The 19,232-nt window shown below is 37.5% G+C and carries 20 protein-coding genes; all 20 read left to right on the forward strand.

Going from position 1 to position 19,232, the window contains the following annotated elements:
- Positions 1-74: 74 nt before the first annotated feature.
- The 20 genes from flhA (at position 75) to hpf (ending at position 18,865) form a co-directional block, all read left to right on the forward strand.
- A complete protein-coding gene (flhA, locus tag CXF79_RS05040; RefSeq protein ID WP_101154212.1) occupies positions 75-2,177 on the forward strand; it encodes a flagellar biosynthesis protein FlhA in 2,103 nt (700 codons plus the stop codon).
- Between the two features lie 59 nt (positions 2,178-2,236).
- A complete protein-coding gene (gene flhF, locus CXF79_RS05045; RefSeq protein WP_101154213.1) occupies positions 2,237-3,778 on the forward strand; it encodes a flagellar biosynthesis protein FlhF in 1,542 nt (513 codons plus the stop codon).
- 46 nt (positions 3,779-3,824) lie between these two features.
- A complete protein-coding gene (locus CXF79_RS05050; protein ID WP_011042354.1) occupies positions 3,825-4,667 on the forward strand; it encodes a MinD/ParA family ATP-binding protein in 843 nt (280 codons plus the stop codon).
- 39 nt (positions 4,668-4,706) lie between these two features.
- A complete protein-coding gene (locus CXF79_RS05055; protein ID WP_011042355.1) occupies positions 4,707-5,426 on the forward strand; it encodes an RNA polymerase sigma factor FliA in 720 nt (239 codons plus the stop codon).
- 107 nt (positions 5,427-5,533) lie between these two features.
- The gene (cheY, locus tag CXF79_RS05060; RefSeq protein WP_011042356.1) at positions 5,534-5,917 is read left to right on the forward strand and encodes a chemotaxis response regulator CheY; all 384 of its coding nucleotides are present in this window, start codon (positions 5,534-5,536) and stop codon (positions 5,915-5,917) included.
- 74 nt (positions 5,918-5,991) lie between these two features.
- On the forward strand, positions 5,992-6,735 hold the full coding sequence (locus CXF79_RS05065) for a protein phosphatase CheZ (protein WP_101154214.1): 744 nt from the start codon (positions 5,992-5,994) through the stop codon (positions 6,733-6,735).
- Between the two features lie 13 nt (positions 6,736-6,748).
- Positions 6,749-8,893 (forward strand): chemotaxis protein CheA, encoded by a 2,145-nt coding sequence (locus tag CXF79_RS05070; RefSeq protein ID WP_101154215.1) that lies wholly within the window; start codon positions 6,749-6,751, stop codon positions 8,891-8,893.
- 83 nt (positions 8,894-8,976) lie between these two features.
- Positions 8,977-10,116 carry a protein-glutamate methylesterase/protein-glutamine glutaminase gene (locus CXF79_RS05075; RefSeq protein ID WP_101154216.1) on the forward strand — a complete coding sequence of 380 codons (1,140 nt, stop codon included), beginning with the start codon at positions 8,977-8,979 and terminating at the stop codon, positions 10,114-10,116.
- Complete coding sequence (locus CXF79_RS05080) at positions 10,109-10,855, forward strand: flagellar motor protein (protein WP_011042360.1); 747 nt, start codon at positions 10,109-10,111, stop codon at positions 10,853-10,855. The genes CXF79_RS05075 and CXF79_RS05080 overlap by 8 nt, the downstream gene beginning before the upstream one ends.
- On the forward strand, positions 10,852-11,841 hold the full coding sequence (locus CXF79_RS05085; RefSeq protein ID WP_011042361.1) for a flagellar motor protein MotB: 990 nt from the start codon (positions 10,852-10,854) through the stop codon (positions 11,839-11,841). Before CXF79_RS05080 ends, CXF79_RS05085 begins: the two co-directional genes overlap by 4 nt.
- A gap of 90 nt (positions 11,842-11,931) precedes the next feature.
- Positions 11,932-12,720 (forward strand): ParA family protein, encoded by a 789-nt coding sequence (locus tag CXF79_RS05090; protein WP_011042362.1) that lies wholly within the window; start codon positions 11,932-11,934, stop codon positions 12,718-12,720.
- Positions 12,721-13,470, forward strand: coding sequence for a chemotaxis protein CheW (locus CXF79_RS05095; RefSeq protein WP_041736762.1), 750 nt, complete (start codon positions 12,721-12,723; stop codon positions 13,468-13,470).
- A 60-nt stretch (positions 13,471-13,530) separates the two neighbouring features.
- Positions 13,531-14,025: a chemotaxis protein CheW gene (locus CXF79_RS05100; RefSeq protein ID WP_011042364.1), complete on the forward strand. Its 495-nt coding sequence runs from the start codon at positions 13,531-13,533 to the stop codon at positions 14,023-14,025.
- 124 nt (positions 14,026-14,149) lie between these two features.
- Positions 14,150-14,620 carry a DUF2802 domain-containing protein gene (locus tag CXF79_RS05105; protein ID WP_101154217.1) on the forward strand — a complete coding sequence of 157 codons (471 nt, stop codon included), beginning with the start codon at positions 14,150-14,152 and terminating at the stop codon, positions 14,618-14,620.
- 149 nt (positions 14,621-14,769) lie between these two features.
- Positions 14,770-15,570 (forward strand): MlaA family lipoprotein, encoded by an 801-nt coding sequence (locus tag CXF79_RS05110; protein WP_101154218.1) that lies wholly within the window; start codon positions 14,770-14,772, stop codon positions 15,568-15,570.
- A gap of 84 nt (positions 15,571-15,654) precedes the next feature.
- Positions 15,655-16,119 (forward strand): 6,7-dimethyl-8-ribityllumazine synthase, encoded by a 465-nt coding sequence (gene ribH / locus CXF79_RS05115; RefSeq protein WP_011042367.1) that lies wholly within the window; start codon positions 15,655-15,657, stop codon positions 16,117-16,119.
- Positions 16,120-16,164: 45 nt separating this feature from the next.
- Positions 16,165-16,581, forward strand: coding sequence for a transcription antitermination factor NusB (nusB, locus tag CXF79_RS05120; protein WP_011042368.1), 417 nt, complete (start codon positions 16,165-16,167; stop codon positions 16,579-16,581).
- Positions 16,582-16,619: 38 nt separating this feature from the next.
- Entirely contained in the window at positions 16,620-17,582 is a 963-nt protein-coding gene (gene thiL / locus CXF79_RS05125) for a thiamine-phosphate kinase (RefSeq protein WP_011042369.1), read from the forward strand.
- Between the two features lie 44 nt (positions 17,583-17,626).
- The gene (locus tag CXF79_RS05130; protein WP_011042370.1) at positions 17,627-18,100 is read left to right on the forward strand and encodes a phosphatidylglycerophosphatase A family protein; all 474 of its coding nucleotides are present in this window, start codon (positions 17,627-17,629) and stop codon (positions 18,098-18,100) included.
- A gap of 408 nt (positions 18,101-18,508) precedes the next feature.
- Entirely contained in the window at positions 18,509-18,865 is a 357-nt protein-coding gene (gene hpf / locus CXF79_RS05135; RefSeq protein WP_011042371.1) for a ribosome hibernation-promoting factor, HPF/YfiA family, read from the forward strand.
- The last annotated feature ends 367 nt before the right edge of the window (positions 18,866-19,232 follow it).

A 19,232-nucleotide genomic window follows, 5' to 3' on the forward strand; every position in this document is an offset into this window, starting at 1 on the left:
TTCAATGCACGCTAGTTTTTGGTATAAGAATTGCTAATTCATGGTTACTGTCAAAAAAACATCATGAAGTAGTAATGCAATTAGCCGCTTATTTTAATCAGTTTGATAAAAGCCAATTACGCCATTTAACTGGCTTAGGCACACCATTATTAGTAATGGCCGCACTAGGTATGATTATCTTACCTATGCCTGCTTGGTTATTAGATATTTTATTTTCTTTTAACATCGCGCTCTCTCTCGTTGTATTACTTATTACCGTATATACCTTAAAGCCTCTTGATTTTGGCTCTTTCCCTGCCGTTTTACTGGTCGCGACCATCTTAAGGTTAGCGCTGAATGTCGCGAGTACCCGAGTAGTTTTATTAGAAGGTCATGAAGGACCTGAAGCTGCGGGTAAAGTTATTGAAGCATTTGGCTCGGTTGTTATTGGAGGGAATTATGCTGTTGGTTTAGTGGTTTTCCTTATCTTGATCATCATTAACTTCGTGGTTGTGACTAAAGGTGCAGGGCGTATCGCTGAAGTAACTGCACGTTTTACCTTAGATGCAATGCCAGGTAAACAAATGGCAATTGATGCTGATTTAAATGCTGGCTTTATAACGCAAGAACAAGCGAAAGAACGAAGAACTGAAGTAACAAGTGAAGCTGATTTTTATGGTTCTATGGATGGTGCCAGTAAGTTTGTAAAAGGTGACGCAATTGCCGGTATTTTAATCTTATTCATTAATATCGTTGGTGGCTTGATTATTGGTATGGTGCAGCATGATTTATCTTTTAGTCGTGCTGTTGAGATATATACTTTACTTACTATTGGTGATGGTCTAGTCGCTCAAATACCTGGCTTGTTGTTATCAATTGGTACTGCAATTGTGGTCACTCGTCAAAATACGTCGCAAGACATGGGTGAGCAAGTAAGTAGTCAGCTGGGTCAAGAAAAGTCTCTTTACGTAGCGGCTGGAGTGATGTTTGTGATGGGCGTCATTCCAGGTATGCCTCATTTTGTCTTTTTGCTATTTGCTGCGATCATTGCAGCAGCTGCATTTTTTGGCGCTAGGAATAAAGTAAATCTGAAAGTTGAACTGGAAAAACAAGCACAAGATGAGATAGTTCAACACCAACAAAAAGAAGATGAAGTAAAAGAACTCGATTGGGATGATGTTAATCATGTTGATGTTATTGGTTTAGAAATTGGCTATCGTTTAATTCCTTTGGTAGATAAAGCCCAAGGTGGCGAGCTACTAAGTCGAATTAAAGGTGTGCGTAAAAAACTATCACAAGAATTTGGCTTTTTAGTACCCGCAGTGCATATTCGCGATAATTTAGACTTAGATCCTAATAGTTACCAAATATCTTTAATGGGCGTTGTTGTCGGTACGGCACAAATTAGACATGACCAAGAGCTTGCCATCAATCCGGGACAAGTATTTGGTCAATTAGATGGCGTAGCAACGAAAGATCCTGCTTTTGGTCTTGATGCAACGTGGATTAACCAAAACCAACGTGAACAAGCGCAAACATTGGGTTATACTGTGGTCGATTCTGCAACGGTGTTAGCTACGCATTTAAGTCAAATATTAACAAATAATGCCGCCCAGTTATTAGGCCATGAAGAAGTGCAAAACCTATTGGACTTACTGGCTAAAAACTATCCTAAGTTAGTTGAAGGCTTTGTGCCTGATACCTTAAGTTTAGGTACGGTTGTTAAAGTATTACAAAGCTTAATGAATGAAGGTGTTGCTGTACGAGATATGCGCTCTATAGTTCAAACCTTGGTTGAATATGGACCAAAAAGTCAAGATGCGGAAGTCTTAACCGCTGCTGTGAGAATTAGCTTAAGAAAATTTATCGTACAAGACCTCGTTGGTGGAGCACAAGAAGTACCCGTCATAACTTTGGCTCCTGAATTGGAACAGATGTTGCATCAATCAATGCAAATGGCAGGAGATGATGGTGCTGGTATTGAACCAGGGTTAGCGGAACGCTTACAACAATCATTAACTGAAGGGTCAAACCAGCAAGAGATGGCTGGTGATACACCAATATTATTAACGTCAGGAATTCTACGACATGTTTTGGCTAAGTTTGTTAAATATACTATTCCAAGCCTACGTGTAATTTCATATCAGGAGATACCTGATGACAAACAAATTAAAATAGTTAGTGCTATTGGGCAGTAACAATCAGTTAAACGTATGCAGGGCATCGTTATAACGTAGAGCTAAATAAGAGGTTGGGTATGAAAATCAGACGTTTTGTTGCCAAAGATATGCGCACAGCATTAGCGCAGATAAAAGAAGAACTTGGCGTTGATGCGGTTATCATGTCCAATAAAAAAATCCCTGAAGGGGTGGAATTGATGGCTGCAGTTGATTACAACCAAGCGGTACCTCCTGCTCAGTTTTCAGAGAATAAACCTCATAAAACTGAAGTACAGGAAAATACACCGAGTGGTAGAGAGATTAGCAACGACGTAGTAAAGCTTGGACAACAAACACCGGTAAACACTACACCCTCAAATCTTAATGAAAATAGAGTTGCGCAAGCACCTGCGGATAGTTTGTCAGCTTTACTTAATCGTCAAGTGCAACAGCCAGCCCCTCAACAATTAGCTTCACAACAAGAGCCTACTAACTTAGGCGATGCTAGCATTGAGCAGCAGTTAAAGAATTTTACCGACCGCCTAAGTCATTCAACTTCTGATGCTATGCCTAGTGAAGTGCAACAACAGACAGCTAACACTGAAGCTGAACTATATAATAGAGATCATATTACTGCCAATATATCTAATAATATGTCATCTTCAAGCCCACTTGCTATAGGTATGAATGATGATGCTCAAGTATCCTCACAAGACTTTGCTAAAATGCAGCAAGAAATGGCTTCTATTCGTTCATTGTTAGAGCATCAAGTATCAGGTTTAATGTGGCAAGATATGGCACAAAAAGATCCTCAACGGGCGGTATTAGTAAATCGATTACTCGCTTTAGGATTAAATGAACAAATAGCTGATCAGATTGCAGGATATGTTCCTGAGCAATCACATGAGAAAGAAGCTTGGTTACAAGCAACACAACTTATCTCTCAACAAATTAATACTACACAGAATGATATAATCAATCGTGGCGGAGTCGTTGCTTTAGTCGGCCCTACCGGTGTAGGAAAAACCACTACTATTGCCAAACTTGCAGCAGGCTTTTCCCAAGTACATGGCAGCGATCAAGTTGCGCTTATTTCTACAGATACTTTCCGTATTGCCGGCTTTGAGCAATTAGCAACCTATGGAAAGATTATTGGTTGTCAGGTGAGTCTGGCTAAAGACAGTCAAGCGTTAGATATATTATTACAGCAGTATTCGAAGAAGAAATTAATCCTAATCGATACTGCAGGTATGGGACAACGAGACATGCGCTTAGCTGAACAATTGACCGCATTAGTATCTAATGCTCGTGTAAGGATTAGAAATTATTTAGTCTTAGCGGCTAATACTCAGCAAGGTGTCATGCAAGAAAATGTAGATCGTTTTAAAAAAGTACCATTATCGGGTTGTATTTATACTAAACTTGACGAAAGTATCAGTATTGGTGAAATAATTACAACTTCGATTCAAAATGGTTTACCAATAGGTTATCTTACTGATGGACAAAGAGTTCCGGAAGATATTAAAGTTGCAAATGCTGAGAAATTAGTTACCCTTGCAGATAAGATGGCGACTAAGTCAGTAAATAATAATGTCACTGTTTTACGGCCGATGCCTGTAGCACCCGCTGCAACGTTATAAGACTCTGGCTAATAGCTAAATATATATAATTAGAAGTAATAATTAAATGATAGATCAAGCGAGCGGCTTAAGAAAGATGCAAGGTTTACAACAAGTTAAAGTAGTAGCCGTGTCAGGCGGAAAAGGTGGTGTTGGTAAAACCAATACCTCGCTGAATACAGCTATTGCGCTAGGACAACTCGGCAAACGGGTTTTAGTTCTCGATGCCGATTTAGGTCTTGCAAATGTCGATGTAATGTTAGGGTTAAGGGTTAAGCGTAATCTATCTCATGTATTGTCAGGAGAGTGTGAACTTGATGATATTATTATTGAAGGTCCTGCTGGCATAAAGATTATTCCTGCAACTTCTGGTTCACAATCAATGGTGGATTTAACGCCATCTGAACATGCTGGTCTCATTCGAGCTTTCAGTGAAATGAAAACACAGTTTGATGTATTGATTGTTGATACGGCTGCTGGCATTTCTGATATGGTCTTGAGCTTCACTCGTGCCGCGCAAGATGTCATGTTGGTGGTTTGTGATGAACCTACTTCAATTACAGACTGTTATGCTCTGATGAAGTTACTGAGCCGTGATCATGGTGTATTTAAATTTAAAGTTGTTGCCAATATGGTGCGTAGTCCGAAAGAAGGACAGCAGCTTTTTGCAAAGCTAACTAAAGTAACCGATAGATTTCTTGATGTCGCAATAGAATTAGTCGCTGTGATCCCATACGATGAAAATATGAGAAAATCAGTTCGTAAACAACAAGTTATAGTAGAAGCATATCCGCAATCTCCAGCTTCGTTAGCTTATATAGATTTAGCAAAAAAGGTTAGCCAATGGCCAATACCTAAACAAGCATCAGGGCACTTAGAATTTTTTATTGAACAGTTACTGGCTAATTAACTGACTAACTTAGCATTACTTCAGTGAGAGTAACATTACGTGGTAAAAGTGAATAGCTATAATAATCAAATTGATAAAGCAGCTCTTCTTGAACAACAAACTGTTTTAGTCAAGCGCATTGCTTATCATCTTTTAGCAAGATTGCCAGCAAGTGTTCAAGTTGATGACTTGATACAGTCAGGAATGATTGGTTTATTTGAAGCGGCAAATAATTTTGATAACACTAAAGGCGCAAGCTTTGAAACATTTGCTGGTATCAGAATCCGTGGCGCTATGCTTGATGAAATACGCCGAGGTGATTGGACGCCACGATCTGTTCATAAAAATAGCCGAATGATCAGTGAAGCGATAAAGCAACTTGAAGCACAATTAGGCCGAGATGTTTCTGATGTTGAAGTTGCTGAAAAATTAGATATTTCACTGAAAGATTACCATCAGATATTGAGTGAAGTAAGTACAGGAAAAATACTTGGCATTGATGATCTTGGTGTTAATGAAGATGCTATTAAGCCAAGTGATGACTATATCGGAGATGATCCATATCAAAGTATTGAGCGAATAGCTTTTAAAAAAGGCTTAACTCAATGCATTAAGTCTTTACCGGAACGAGAAGCTCTAGTACTGTCTTTATATTATGATGAAGAATTGAATTTACGAGAGATCGGGCAAGTGCTCGATGTGAGTGAATCACGGGTAAGTCAAATTCATAGTCAAGCGATGCATCGTTTAAAAGCACGTATGCAATCTTGGCAAAGTTAATTAGACTGTGAATAAGCTAGTGATAATGAGTATAAAAAATACCTAATTAGGTAAAATGAAAATGTTAGAAAAAATAATTAATTTTGAATGTTTCGCCGGAGAGTGTCTTGGATAAAAATATGAAAGTACTTGTAGTTGATGATTTTTCAACCATGAGACGTATAGTTAAAAATTTGTTACGTGATTTAGGTTTCACCAACATTCAAGAAGCTGATGATGGCAATACTGCGTTACCCATGCTTCAAGGTGGTGATTTTGATTTTGTTGTGACAGATTGGAATATGCCTGGTATGCAAGGTATCGATTTACTTAAAGCGATAAGAGCAGATGCTAATCTCTCACATATCCCCGTTCTACTTATCACTGCAGAAGCTAAAAAAGAGCAAATCATTATGGCTGCTCAAGCAGGTGTTAATGGCTATATTGTTAAACCATTTACAGCCGCAACATTAAAAACTAAGCTAGATAAAATTTTTGAACGCTTAGCTTAATGTGAAGGCTTTAGCTAACAGTAAATTTGTTAGCTAAATTAAGGTGTTGACAAATATTCCATTAAGGACTTTGCATGAGTATAGCTATGACAGGGCGGATTTCATTAGAGCAAGCAAGATCTTTGGTTGCTTTTTTGGAGTCTGGTGAGCAAGACGCAGCGGATGCGATTATTGCTGAGATTCAAAATCCAATCAATTCCGAACTTTTTGCAGAAATTGGTAAATTAACTCGCCAGCTTCACGACTCTTTGACCAATTTTCAAGTCGATTCTAGGTTAAATGATCTTGCTACTACAGATATTCCTGATGCGAAAGAGCGGTTGAATTTTGTTATTACGAGAACAGAAGAAGCCGCAAATAAAACTATGGATGCCGTTGAGGCGATATTTCCCGTAGTTGATACCATTGCTGAGCAAGTGGCAACTGTCAATCCTTCATGGACAAAGTTGATGAATAACGAGTTGGACTTGAAAGAGTTTAAATCGCTATGCATTGATATCGATACTTTATTAAAAAATACCGGTAAAGAAACTCAACATATTCATAGCTTAATGACAGATGTATTAATGGCACAAGACTTTCAAGACTTAACAGGTCAAGTTATTCGAAAAGTTATTGAGTTAGTTAGAGAAGTTGAAGAAAGTTTAATTAATATGCTGACAGCTTTTGGCCTGTCTGCAGAAAAAACGCAAGGACCAAGTAATCCTAAAGTAGGTGAAAACCTTGTTGAGGGACCAATTGTAAATGCAGCGAACAGAGATGATGTAGTAGAAGATCAAGATGATGTTGATGATCTTTTATCAAGTTTAGGATTTTAAGGGGAATTACTGCATGTCTTTTGAAGCAGATGAAGAAATTTTACAGGACTTTTTAGTTGAAGCGGGTGAAATCTTAGAATCGCTCTCAGAAGAACTAGTTGAACTTGAAAACGATGTAGATAATGCTGAATTACTGAATTCAATTTTCCGTGGTTTTCATACTGTTAAAGGTGGCGCAGGTTTTTTAAGCCTTGGCGACTTAGTCGATGTCTGTCATGGCGCAGAAAATATATTTGACTTATTGCGTACCGGAAAACGCTCTGTTAATGCAGAGCTTATGGACACCATTTTATCTGCCTTAGATACTGTCAATGACATGTTTGTGATGGTACAAAATAAGGAACCACTTGTTCCTGCAGATGCCACTCTACTCGCTGAACTTGCCCGACTAAGTCACCCTGATGTAAGTACGCCAGCTGTGACTGAAGTCATTGAGCAAGCAACTCCGACAAATGAAGAATCAAGCTCAAGTGATGAAATGAGTGAAGATGAATTTGAAAAATTATTAGACGAACTACATGGTTCTGGCAGTGTTTCGGCATCGCCAAATCTTAGTGAACCTGCTCCTTATTCGGCACCTACACCGAGTACTGATGGGGCAAGTGATGAGATTTCAGACGATGAATTTGAATCACTATTAGATGAATTACATGGACAAGGTGCTTTTTCAGTTGACGCTGCAGCTTCCACTAACAGCGCTCTAAGTACTTCTAGTGATGATATTGATGACCTTGAATTTGAAAAGTTACTAGATGAATTACACGGTAAAGGTAATGCGCCTAAAGCTGTTGAAAGTTCGGTAACTAACAAGCCTGTTAGTATTCCAACTCCTTCCCCTGAAAAAGAAGTAAAAGCAAAGGCAGCGGTTCCTAAAAAAGTTGCTCAGAAGAAACCTGCTCAGAAAAAATCACAAGAAGAACCAGCAAAAGTTATTGCGAAAAAAGCAGCGGCTACACCAGCACCTCAAGGTGAAACAACGGTTCGTGTGGATACTAAACGACTTGATCAAATTATGAATATGGTCGGTGAGCTTGTTTTAGTAAGAAATAGATTAACAAGTTTAGGTCTGGTTTCTGACGACGAAAATCTAAATAAAGCCGTAACCAATTTAGATGCGGTAACGACTGACTTGCAAGGCGCTGTAATGCAAACACGCATGCAGCCAATTAAAAAAGTTTTTGGTCGCTTCCCGCGTGTTGTACGTGATTTAGCGCGTAGCTTGAACAAAGATATTTCATTGATTTTGGAAGGTGAAGAGACCGATTTAGATAAAAACTTAGTGGAAGCTCTTGCTGATCCTTTGGTGCATTTAGTTAGAAACTCAGTAGATCATGGTATTGAAGCGCCAGATACTCGAGAAGCCATGGGTAAACCTAGAGAAGGTACGGTACTTCTTTCAGCCTCGCAAGAAGGTGACCATATACTGTTAACCATAAAAGATGATGGTGCAGGAATGGATGCAGAAAAGTTGAAAAATATTGCGATTGACCGCGGTGTACTTGATGAAGAATCTGCAGCTAGAATGTCGAATAAAGAAGCCTATAGTCTTATTTTTGCCCCAGGATTTTCGACCAAAACTGAAATTTCAGAAGTTTCTGGTCGTGGTGTTGGTATGGATGTTGTCAAAACCAAAATTACGCAGCTTAACGGTACTGTCAATATTGACTCAGAATTGGGTGTTGGTACTATACTCGAAATCAAAGTGCCATTAACTTTAGCTATACTGCCTACATTGATGGTTGTTGTCGGTAAACAAACCTTTGCTTTACCCCTCGCTTCAGTCAATGAAATTTTTCATCTAGATTTATCAAATACAAATAGTGTTGATGGACAATTAACCATTATCGTTCGTGAGAAAGCGATTCCACTGTTTTATCTAGATCAATGGTTAGTGCGCGACTTTGTTAAAACGTCTCGTGATAAAGGTCACGTAGTTATAGTACAGCTTGGTAATCAGCAAGTAGGTTTTGTAGTTGATAGCTTAATTGGTCAAGAAGAAGTTGTTATTAAACCACTTGATAGGTTATTGCATGGAACACCAGGGATGGCAGGTGCTACGATCACAAGTGATGGTGGTATTGCACTTATTTTAGATATAGCTAACATGCTTAAATTTTATGCGAAAAAGTCACCGATTAATAAAAGATTGCGAAATTAGTGAATCACAAGTAAATCACTTAAGTATATTGCAATAGTGTGAATATTTAGTGTAAATATAAATAGCATAAGCAGAGAGATTAAATGGCCTACAAGGTACTTGTTGTTGATGATTCTAGTTTTTTTAGACGCAGAGTTACTGACATCCTTAATAAAGATCCAAAATTAAACGTTATTGATGTGGCCGTTAACGGTCAAGAAGCAGTAGATAAAGCTTTATTGCTTAAACCAGATGTTATTACGATGGATATCGAAATGCCAATTCTTAATGGCATTGAAGCCGTAAGAAAAATTATGGCTCAATCTCCAACATCAATATTAATGTTTTCATCCCTAACCCACCAAGGAGCGAAAGCAACCTTAGAAGCACTTGATGCCGGGGCATTGGATTTTTTACCGAAAAAATTTAGTGAGATAGCTAAAAATAGTGATGAAGCTGGTAGCCTATTACGCCAACGAGTCGTAGAAATAGCGAGAAAATCTGAATTTTCAAAACAACGCACACGTACTCGGCCAGCGGCAGTAAATATTAGTCCAAAGTCTTCAAGATTAATTGCAGATCAACATAGGCCATTAGCATCAACTTCTTCTTTAGTAACTAAAGATAAAAAAGTTATGGCTGCTATTACTCGAAGCTCGGGTAAAGAATATAAATTATTGGCAATTGGTACATCAACAGGTGGTCCAGTAGCCCTACAAAAGATATTAGTTCAACTTGAAGAGAATTTTCCTTTACCAATCATAATCGTTCAGCATATGCCAGCAGCATTTACAGCAGCATTTGCTAGTCGCTTGAATTCTTTGTGTAAAATATCGATTAAAGAAGCCGCTGATGGGGATGTTTTAAAACCCGGTTGTGCTTACTTAGCCCCAGGTGGGCGACAAATGCTTATTACCGGTAGTGAAAATTCAGCAAAGATTAAAATTTTAGATGATGACTCTCCCAAAATAACCTTTAAACCTAGTGTTGATATTAGTTTTGGCTCAGCCGCAAAAACATTTGCTGGCAAAGTTTTAGGAGTGATTTTAACTGGAATGGGCTCTGATGGTAAAGAAGGAGCCAGAATGTTAAAAGCTAAAGGGGCAACTATTTGGTCTCAGGACGAGCAATCCTGTGTAGTTTATGGTATGCCTCAGGCTATCGACAAAGCAGGAATATCTGAATTATCTCTCTCTTTGGACTCTATGGCTGCATCGATGGTAAAGGAGATCAGTCGTGGATAAGTTGAGTATTGCGGGACTCACCATTGCTATTCTAGCTGTTTATATAGGCTTTAGCTTAGATGGTGGTCATTTATCCGCTTTATTTGAACTTCCTGCATTCATCATTGTATTTGGAGGCACCTTAGGTGCGGTCATGTTGCAATCTTCCATGGTGCAATTTACCCATGCAATATCACTGCTTAAATGGGTTTTTTACCCTCCAAAATATGATATTGAGCAAGGGATTAGCGAAATAGTAATATGGGCAACAAAAGCAAGAGAGAAGGGCTATCTCGCACTAGAAGATACTGCGCTGGAAATTGAGGATAGCTATACTCAAAAAGGTTTAAATTTATTGGTTGATGGCATCGAACTTGAAAACTTTCGAGTTGCTTTAGAATTAGATTTAGATATTTATCGCGAACACAATTTACGTTCGGCTAATGTTTACGAAGCAATGGGGGGCTATAGCCCAACTATCGGCATCCTTGGTGCAGTGCTTGGTTTAATTCATGCAATGAGCAATTTAACTGAGCCAGCACTATTAGGGCAGGGAATTGCGACCGCTTTTATTGCCACAATATATGGTGTTGGTTTTGCAAATTTATTTTATTTGCCTATAGCGAATAAAATTCGAGCTATAGTTCACGAACAAACCATGTATCGTGAAATGATTTGTGAAGGATTAGTATCTATTGCTCATGGAGAAAATCCTCATGCAATAGAAAATAAATTATCAGCCTTCAGGTTAGAGCAATGAAGCGTGTGCGTAAAAGAAGAGCCGCGGTAGAACATGATAATATTCACCGTTGGTTGGTCTCTTATGCCGACTATATGACCTTGATGTTTGCCCTTTTCGTGGTGTTATACGCAATGGCAATGGTAAACGAAAAGCCTTTTGAAAGTATCACAGAGTCCTTTGGTCGAGTGTTCCAAGCTTCGGAAGAAGAAACTAAAAATAGAGGTCATGGTGATGGCGTTTTAATGGTTAATACCAGTAAAACGAATATCAAATTATATGGCAATGGTATCTTAGATATTGCTGGGCCTGAGTTACTCGATAACGAAAAAAACTTGTCAAACATCTCTGATGCAAAGGTAGGCAGTAATTTAAGTTCTTTAGAGAAAGAACTTCATACGGCTTTATATGAACTTGTTGAATCCGGTTTCGCACAATTACAAATTGATGGTGATTGGTTAGAAATTGAATTAAATAGTGGTTTACTCTTCCCCAGTGGTTCATCATCAGCCACTCTCTCCGCTGAAGCTATTTTGACAGTGATTTATGATGTGATTGGTCAAGCAAGTAATTTCATTCGGGTAAGAGGGTATACTGATAATCAAGTCATTAATAATGAAATATATTCTTCAAATTGGGAGTTGTCTGTTTTTCGAGCTACCGCCATTTTGAGAGTTTTAGAAAAATTAGGACTAAATCCCGCTCGTATGGCTATTGAAGGATATGGACAATATTATCCTAGTGCAGATAATTTAACCTCTGAAGGCAGGGCAAAAAACAGGAAAGTAGTTGTTGCTATTTCAAAGTATGGCTTAGAAAAGGCCAACTTACTGCAACCGCCAACAATTGCTTTACCAGATATTGAAAAGGTAAAGATAGCGCAAGATTCCAATGAAATAGATCTAGACGGATCAAATGATATCAAGGTTATTAGGTTAAAAAATGGTGGTATTCGTATCACAACTCGAAATGAAAATGATGTAGACATTGATAATAACCCTGAATAACCTTTCTCGTTGATTACAAAATATTGATAAAGAGCAAATGATCGCAAAAGTGATTCATAGAAGTTAATTTAAAATAAGTGAGTAGTGCTCTTGGTAGTTTGGACAGTTGCAAATCAAAAAGGTGGAGTTGGTAAAACTACTACAACGATAGCACTTGCTGGTATTTTAGCTGAGCAAGGACATCGAGTCTTATTGATTGATACTGATCCCCATGCATCATTAAGTTATTATTTTGGTATTGAGTCAGAAGATTTAGACCTGAGTGTCTATGAGTTATTTACCCAGGTATCATCAAGGGAGCAAATTCTACAGACCTTATGCCCAAGTCAATACCCTAATATCGACATTTTACCCGCTACTATGGGCTTAGCTACTTTAGATCGCTCATTAGGTAACAAGGGTGGTATGGGCTTGGTACTAAAAAAAGTAGTACAAAAAGTAGCAGATAGTTATGATTATGTATTGATGGATTGTCCACCTGTACTTGGTGTGCTTATGGTAAATGCCTTGGCCGCCGCCGACCGAATTATTATTCCGGTTCAAACTGAATTTTTAGCTCTAAAAGGTTTAGACCGCATGATTAGAACTATGGAAATTATGCAAGGAGAGCAAGATGCTCCCTTTAAATATACAATAGTGCCAACTATGTTTGATAAAAGAACAAAAGCCTCAATTGTGGCCTTTAAAAAGTTACAGGAAGTTTATACTTATAAGATATGGCCTGGAGTGATTCCAGTGGATACTAATTTTAGGAATGCGAGCTCTGAGCAAAAAGTGCCATCAGATTATGCTGCCAACTCTAGAGGCACGTTAGCTTATAAAAGTTTATTAAATTATTTGGTCAAGCAGTGCATGCAGCACAAAGAGGTTGAACGCTAAATGAGTAAATCATTAATGGCTAGTAAAAAGGTAATGAAAAATTATTTATCTGAACTACTAACTGAGCCTGAGGTTGTTGAAAGCTTATCGCAACCAAGTATTGCTGAACAAGCAATCAGTAGACCATTAGCGCATAAAGAAAATCAGTCTTTAGAAAACTTATTAAAAACAGTAAATGAACCGAAAGAAAATACGGTCAAAAAAGAAGTAAATGTTAGTTCTGTTTCAAAGACTGATTTGTTACCGATTGAGACAGATAAAAACAGTGCAGAAAAGCATAGTTCACCACCGAAAAGTTATCGACAAGGTGACTTTCAAGCAATGTTTTTTAAAGTAGCAGGTTTAACCATTGCAGTTCCCTTAATCGAATTAGGTGGAATTCATAAAGTTGACAAAACAACTAGTTTAATGGGGAAACCTGACTGGTTTAAAGGAGTGATGCTGTATCGTGATGAAAAAATTAATGTTGTAGATACCGCATTATGGGTTATGCCAGAAAAATGTGATCAAGCATTAAAAGACTCACTAAATTATCAATATATTATCATGCTTAATGATAGCTCTTGGGGACTGATGGCTGAACATTTAGTTGATACAGTCGTATTGTCTCAAGATGAAGTTAAATGGCTAGATTCTAGCGATAAACGCCCATGGTTAGCGGGCTTAGTCAAAGAAAAAATGTGTGCCTTACTTGATGTAAGTGCTTTGATTGAATTGCTTGATAAAGGCAGTGATATCTATCAAGAATAGTAAATGGTCCCTATCTAATTTATAGTCGAATTAAAGTAAGATATTTGAGAGGCGAGTAATATGTCAAATGAAAGACGAAGTGCAAGTGATAAAGTAGAAGCTAATGATGAGGTATTACAGTGGGTTACCTTTAAGTTAGAAAATGAAACATACGGCATTAATGTAATGCAAGTACAAGAGGTCTTACGCTATAGTGAAATAGCTCCAGTTCCCGGTGCTCCTCTTTACGTACTTGGTATTATTAATCTACGCGGCAATGTGGTCACCGTTATAGATACCCGATCTCGGTTTGGTCTTGAACCATGTGATATTACTGATAATACCCGTGTTGTAGTGATAGAGTCAGAAAAACAAGTCATAGGTATTCTAGTCGATAGTGTTGCTGAGGTTGTTTATTTGAAATCATCAGAAATTGATGTAGCACCAAATGTTGGCAATGAAGAAAGCGCTCAATTTATTCAAGGAGTGTCTAATCGTGATGGCGAGTTACTTATATTAGTCGACTTAGATAAATTACTTTCTGATGATGAGTGGGATGAGCTTAAACAGTTCTAATTATTTCCTTACTTCATGTCTATGATTATTTGACAGAAGAAAGTCTGTATTTGCAGACTTTTTATTTTGTAATTATGCAGATATGCAATATTTCGTTTAATTTTATTCAAGGCAAACGTTCTTAATGTCATTATTAGCCGTACCAATTATTGCTGTGCTAGCCTTATTTCTCGTGTTGCTCACTAGTATATTTTTATTTGTTTATATAAATAAACTTAAGAGTAAAATTGAAATACTTAATGTACAAATGCAAAGTACTTGTTTACAGGTGGATGAATTACAAATAGTAAATAGTAAGTTGCAGCATGAATTTGATGAAATGGCAGGCAATAATGAAAAACGTATTGCTGAAAATGAGCAAGTCTCAAAACAGTTAGAACATCGGATTAGAAGTTTACAGCACCAAGCTATCGAGCAACAACAGCTAATAACACAATGGCAAGAAAGCCAAGGACAGGATAAGTTTTATAATCGTGCTTTTAAATTAGCGGCAAAGGGAGCTGATATTGAAGAGATTATGAGTGAATGCGAACTACCACGAGCAGAAGTTGAAATGCTACTTTCAGTTTACATGCAACGTGCTCGCTCCAAGTAAATAATTGTCCCCACCAATACCTATTGTCATACCTAATGTAATAAATATTGTAAATCTGTACTCAAACGTTATTCACTCAACTGTGCATTATATGTTAAAGTGCCATCGTTTTTATTACACCTCTATGTAACGGCAAGGACTTAAGCCCTGTGAGCTCAGCTATAACGCTATATTTTCGACTTCTTATATTAGTTTCGATTCTCATTCTTTCTGGATGTTCAACCACGCCAGAGCAGCAATCTCAAGGTGAGGTAACTGAATCTGCTGATGTCAGCGATCCAAGAGATCCCTTTGAAATTATAAATAGGCCATTTTGGACGTTTACTTGGGATTACGTTGACAAATATATAGCTAAACCTGCTTCAGATGTATACACCACTTATACGCCACCATTTTTACGTACTGGTTTGTACAATATGGCACTCAATTTAAATGAACCTGCGAGCATTATTAATAATGTGCTCCAATTAAAGTTCACTGACGCGGCGAAAAGTACCGGTAGGTTTGTGCTGAACTCAACTATTGGTTTATTTGGCTTTTATGATCCAGCTAGTGATTTTGATTGGTCTGGTGAACAAGAAGAGTTTGGTGAGGTCCTCGGAAGTTATGGCATTGGCGATGGACCATATTTAGTTGTTCCTGGTTTAGGCCCAAGCTCTGTTCGTGAGGAGGTAGGTGATTATGTGGATCGTCTTTATTGGCCGTTAGCTGTCATTGATTTTTGGCCTAACATTGTTCGTCTAGGGATATTAGCATTAGAGAAAAGATCGGCAGTACGAGACCAAGAACAATTAATAGTCGAGTCTGAGGACCCTTATGAGTTTATTAAAAATGCATACTTTCAAAATATGAATTTTAAACTCTATGATGGTAATCCACCGATCATAATTAATGAAGCTGAAGAAGCTGAAATAGACGCATTTCTCGATGAATTTGATGATATAGACTAATTTTAGAATAAACGAGTACCTATGCCGATAACTATTTGTTAGAATTGCGGCAATTTTTTATACACACCCTATTGGAATTATTAAATGAATATTATTGAAGGTTCGTTTGAAGCAAAAGGCAAGAAATTTGCTATCGTTGTATCGCGTTTTAATCACTTTATAGTTGATAGTTTATTAGACGGCGCTGTTGATGCCCTTAAACGTCATGGTAATGTTAATGACGAAGATATTACTATCGTTCGAGTACCTGGTGCATATGAGTTACCTCTAGCAGCTAAAAAAATTGCTAAAAAAGGCGAGGCGGATGCAATTATTGCCATCGGTGCTGTTATTCGTGGTGGCACTCCGCACTTTGATTTTGTTGCGGGTGAATCTAATAAAGGTTTAGCACAAGTTTGTTTAGAATCTGAGATTCCAGTTTCATTTGGTGTGATTACAACAGACTCTATTGAACAAGCCATTGAACGTGCAGGTACTAAAGCTGGCAATAAGGGTGCTGAAGCTGCTCTTGGTGCATTAGAAATGGTTAATGTATTAGCTCAAATTTAATTTTCTGAACTTTATTCCTAAACTTAAGAAAAGTGGAAATATATTGTGAAACCTTCTCCTAGAAGAAAAGCCCGTGAACTAGCTGTACAAGCAGTATATTCATGGCAAGTTAGTAAAAATCCTGTAAATGATATTGAAGTTAACTTTATCGCAGACAACAGTAAACGTCGTTTTGATATTGAATATTTTCAATTATTATTGCGTGGCGTAACCACCAATATTGGTTCAATAGATGAGGCTATCATTCCTTATGTAGACCGTCCCCTTGATGATATTGACCAAGTGGAAAAGGCTATCTTACGCGTGGCAGTATTTGAATTAAAAGACTGTACCGATGTACCTTATCGCGTAGTGATTAATGAAGCTATAGAGTTAGCTAAATCATTTGCAGCGGATGATAGTCATAAGTTTGTTAACGGTGTTTTAGATAAAACCGTTAAATTAATTCGCCCTCAAGAATAAGTTACTAGTATTACACTATTAGTAACTAAAGGCTTAGCATGAAAGAGTTCGAGTTAATAAAGCATTTCTTCACTAAACAAGCAGTTAAACGGAAAGATGTTGTGCTTGGTATTGGGGACGATTGTGCTGTTTTATCACCTATTGAGAATCAAAATATAGTGGTAACAACAGATACATTAGTTGCTGGAGTACACTTTCCATTTGATACTAGCCCACGAGCTATAGGTCATAAAGCCGTTGCAGTTAATTTATCTGATATTGCTGCGATGGGAGCTAAGCCAAGTTGGTTATCTTTAGCAATAACGTTACCTAACATAGATGAAGCTTGGTTAATTGAGTTTTGTGAAGGTGTCTTTGAATTATGTGAGTTTTATAACGTGGAGCTCATTGGTGGGGATACCACACAAGGTCCGTTAAGTATAACTATTACTGCCCAAGGTCTTACCCCTGAAGGTAGTTATTTATCTCGTTCTGGTGCTAAATCGGGTGATTGGCTTTATGTCACTGGTGAACTCGGTGACGCCGCGTTAGCTTTACAGCAAATAACCGGTAAAGTAGATATTGAACCACAGTTTATCGATATTATAAAAAATAAGCTCGATTATCCCAAACCGCGTGTATTAGCGGGGCAAACACTTCGAGAATATGCTTCTTCGGCCATTGATCTTTCTGATGGACTAATTGCCGATTTGGGTCACATATGTCAAGCCTCTAATGTTGGCGCGAATATTGTTCTTGATGCTTTACCCCTGTCTAATATTATGCGAGATAGTTTACTTACGGATGATGCCATTACCTTGGCTTTATCAGGCGGTGATGATTATGAACTATTATTTACAGTGAACGAAGATAACAAAGTGGGTATGGAAACGGCAATGTCTCATGCTGGTACACCTGTGACATGCATTGGTCAATTAAACGCATCGCAGACTATTTCGACCACATTGAATAATAAGCCAGTTCCGATTAATACTGCAGGTTTTGAGCATTTTTCCGAATAGCTTCTTTGTAATATATTAATCATTAATCATTAAGCAATTATTATATGTCGGGTAAAAATACAAAAGTTAACTTTAACCTCGCTAATCCAGTTCAATTTTTAGCATTAGGTTTTGGTAGTGGCCTAGCCCCAAAAGCACCCGGTACTTTTGGTACACTTGCGGCGGTGCCATTATTTTTATTAATGAGCGGCTTATCACCATTACTCTATGGTTCACTTGTATTCATTGTTTGTATCGCAGGTATTTATATTTGTGGTAAAGCGGCAAGCGATGTTGGCGTTCATGACCATGGTGCAATTGTCTGGGATGAATTTGCTGGTTTTTTTATAACTATGTTTATGATACCGGTAAGTTGGCAGAGTGTTCTAGTCGGCTTTATCTTATTTCGAATTTTTGATATAGCTAAACCCTGGCCGATATCTGTTGCAGATAAAAAACTAACTGGCGGCTTTGGTATTATGTTTGACGACGTGTTGGCTGGATTATTTGCACTAGGCATTATGCATATTATTTTCTAACGAGTTAACTATTCCTTGGTAATCGTTCTGTTCTTATATAAAAAATCAAAAGGTTAGGCTTGTTGATATTTAAAACAAGCACTATCCTTTGTGTTCATTTAAATCAATTTGCATTAAATAAATTTCAACCTGAAAAATATCTAGCCCCCCGATCTAACAATAGTTGTCATTTTCTTCATTTCTTTATTTTAGATCAATAGTATTTTAGCTGCTTTTGCGCTATTTTTAATGCTAGGTGATTTGTGATGCTCCGAAATCGGTTGGTGTTAGTATTTTATAAATATTTTACATACTGACTTGTTTTAGCAAAACTTGCCCTCAGGTCTATTATTAAGTGACACATTGTTATTTTGATAAAATGTCATTTAGGTAAATTAGTCTTTAAGTAATAGTAAAAAAGGAATACCTATGAAAATAAATCTTTCTGGTCATCACGTAGAAGTTAACGATTCAATCAAAGAGCATATCGAAGAAAAATTCTCTAAAATAGCAAACCACTTTCCAACACTAATTGCCTTAGACGTAATTATTTCTAAAGAACACCATAAACATCAAGTTGAGTTAACTACAACTTATGAGGGTGGCCGTATTTCCGCCACAGGTACTGATGAAGTTATGTATCCCGCTATTGCTAGTGCAGCAAAAAAACTAGATGCGGCGCTTAAACATAGAAAGGGTCAACTAAAAGCCAACTTACATACCAAACCAGATCCTACTACACCTGAAATTGCTCATGAAAAAGTTCAAGAAATGAACTTAGCTTAAAGCTAAAAAAGTGTACATCATAAAAAAGCTGCTGAACTTTGTTCGCAGCTTTTTTTTTGTCAATAATTTATACTATTCTCTAGTTATACCAATGGTAATAATTTATTGATAACTTAGCGAGAATTAAAAGGCTTACAGGTAAGGCATTGATTGAAGAGAATGGTTACTCCCTTGTCAAAATCAATAACGCCGCTTGTAAACCTTTTAAACTAGCCCTTCGGGAGCTCATTAGCATGCTAATAACATCACAAAATAAATTAAATATAGAACTAACTATGTTTAAATTATTTTGCTTGTTTTAAGCTCGCTAATGTAACTCTAAGCTGACCAATAAATTAATACTATTGGTATTAGTACAAATAATTAC

Source organism: Colwellia sp. Bg11-28 (assembly GCF_002836245.1).
Taxonomy (GTDB): Bacteria; Pseudomonadota; Gammaproteobacteria; order Enterobacterales; family Alteromonadaceae; genus Colwellia; species Colwellia psychrerythraea_A.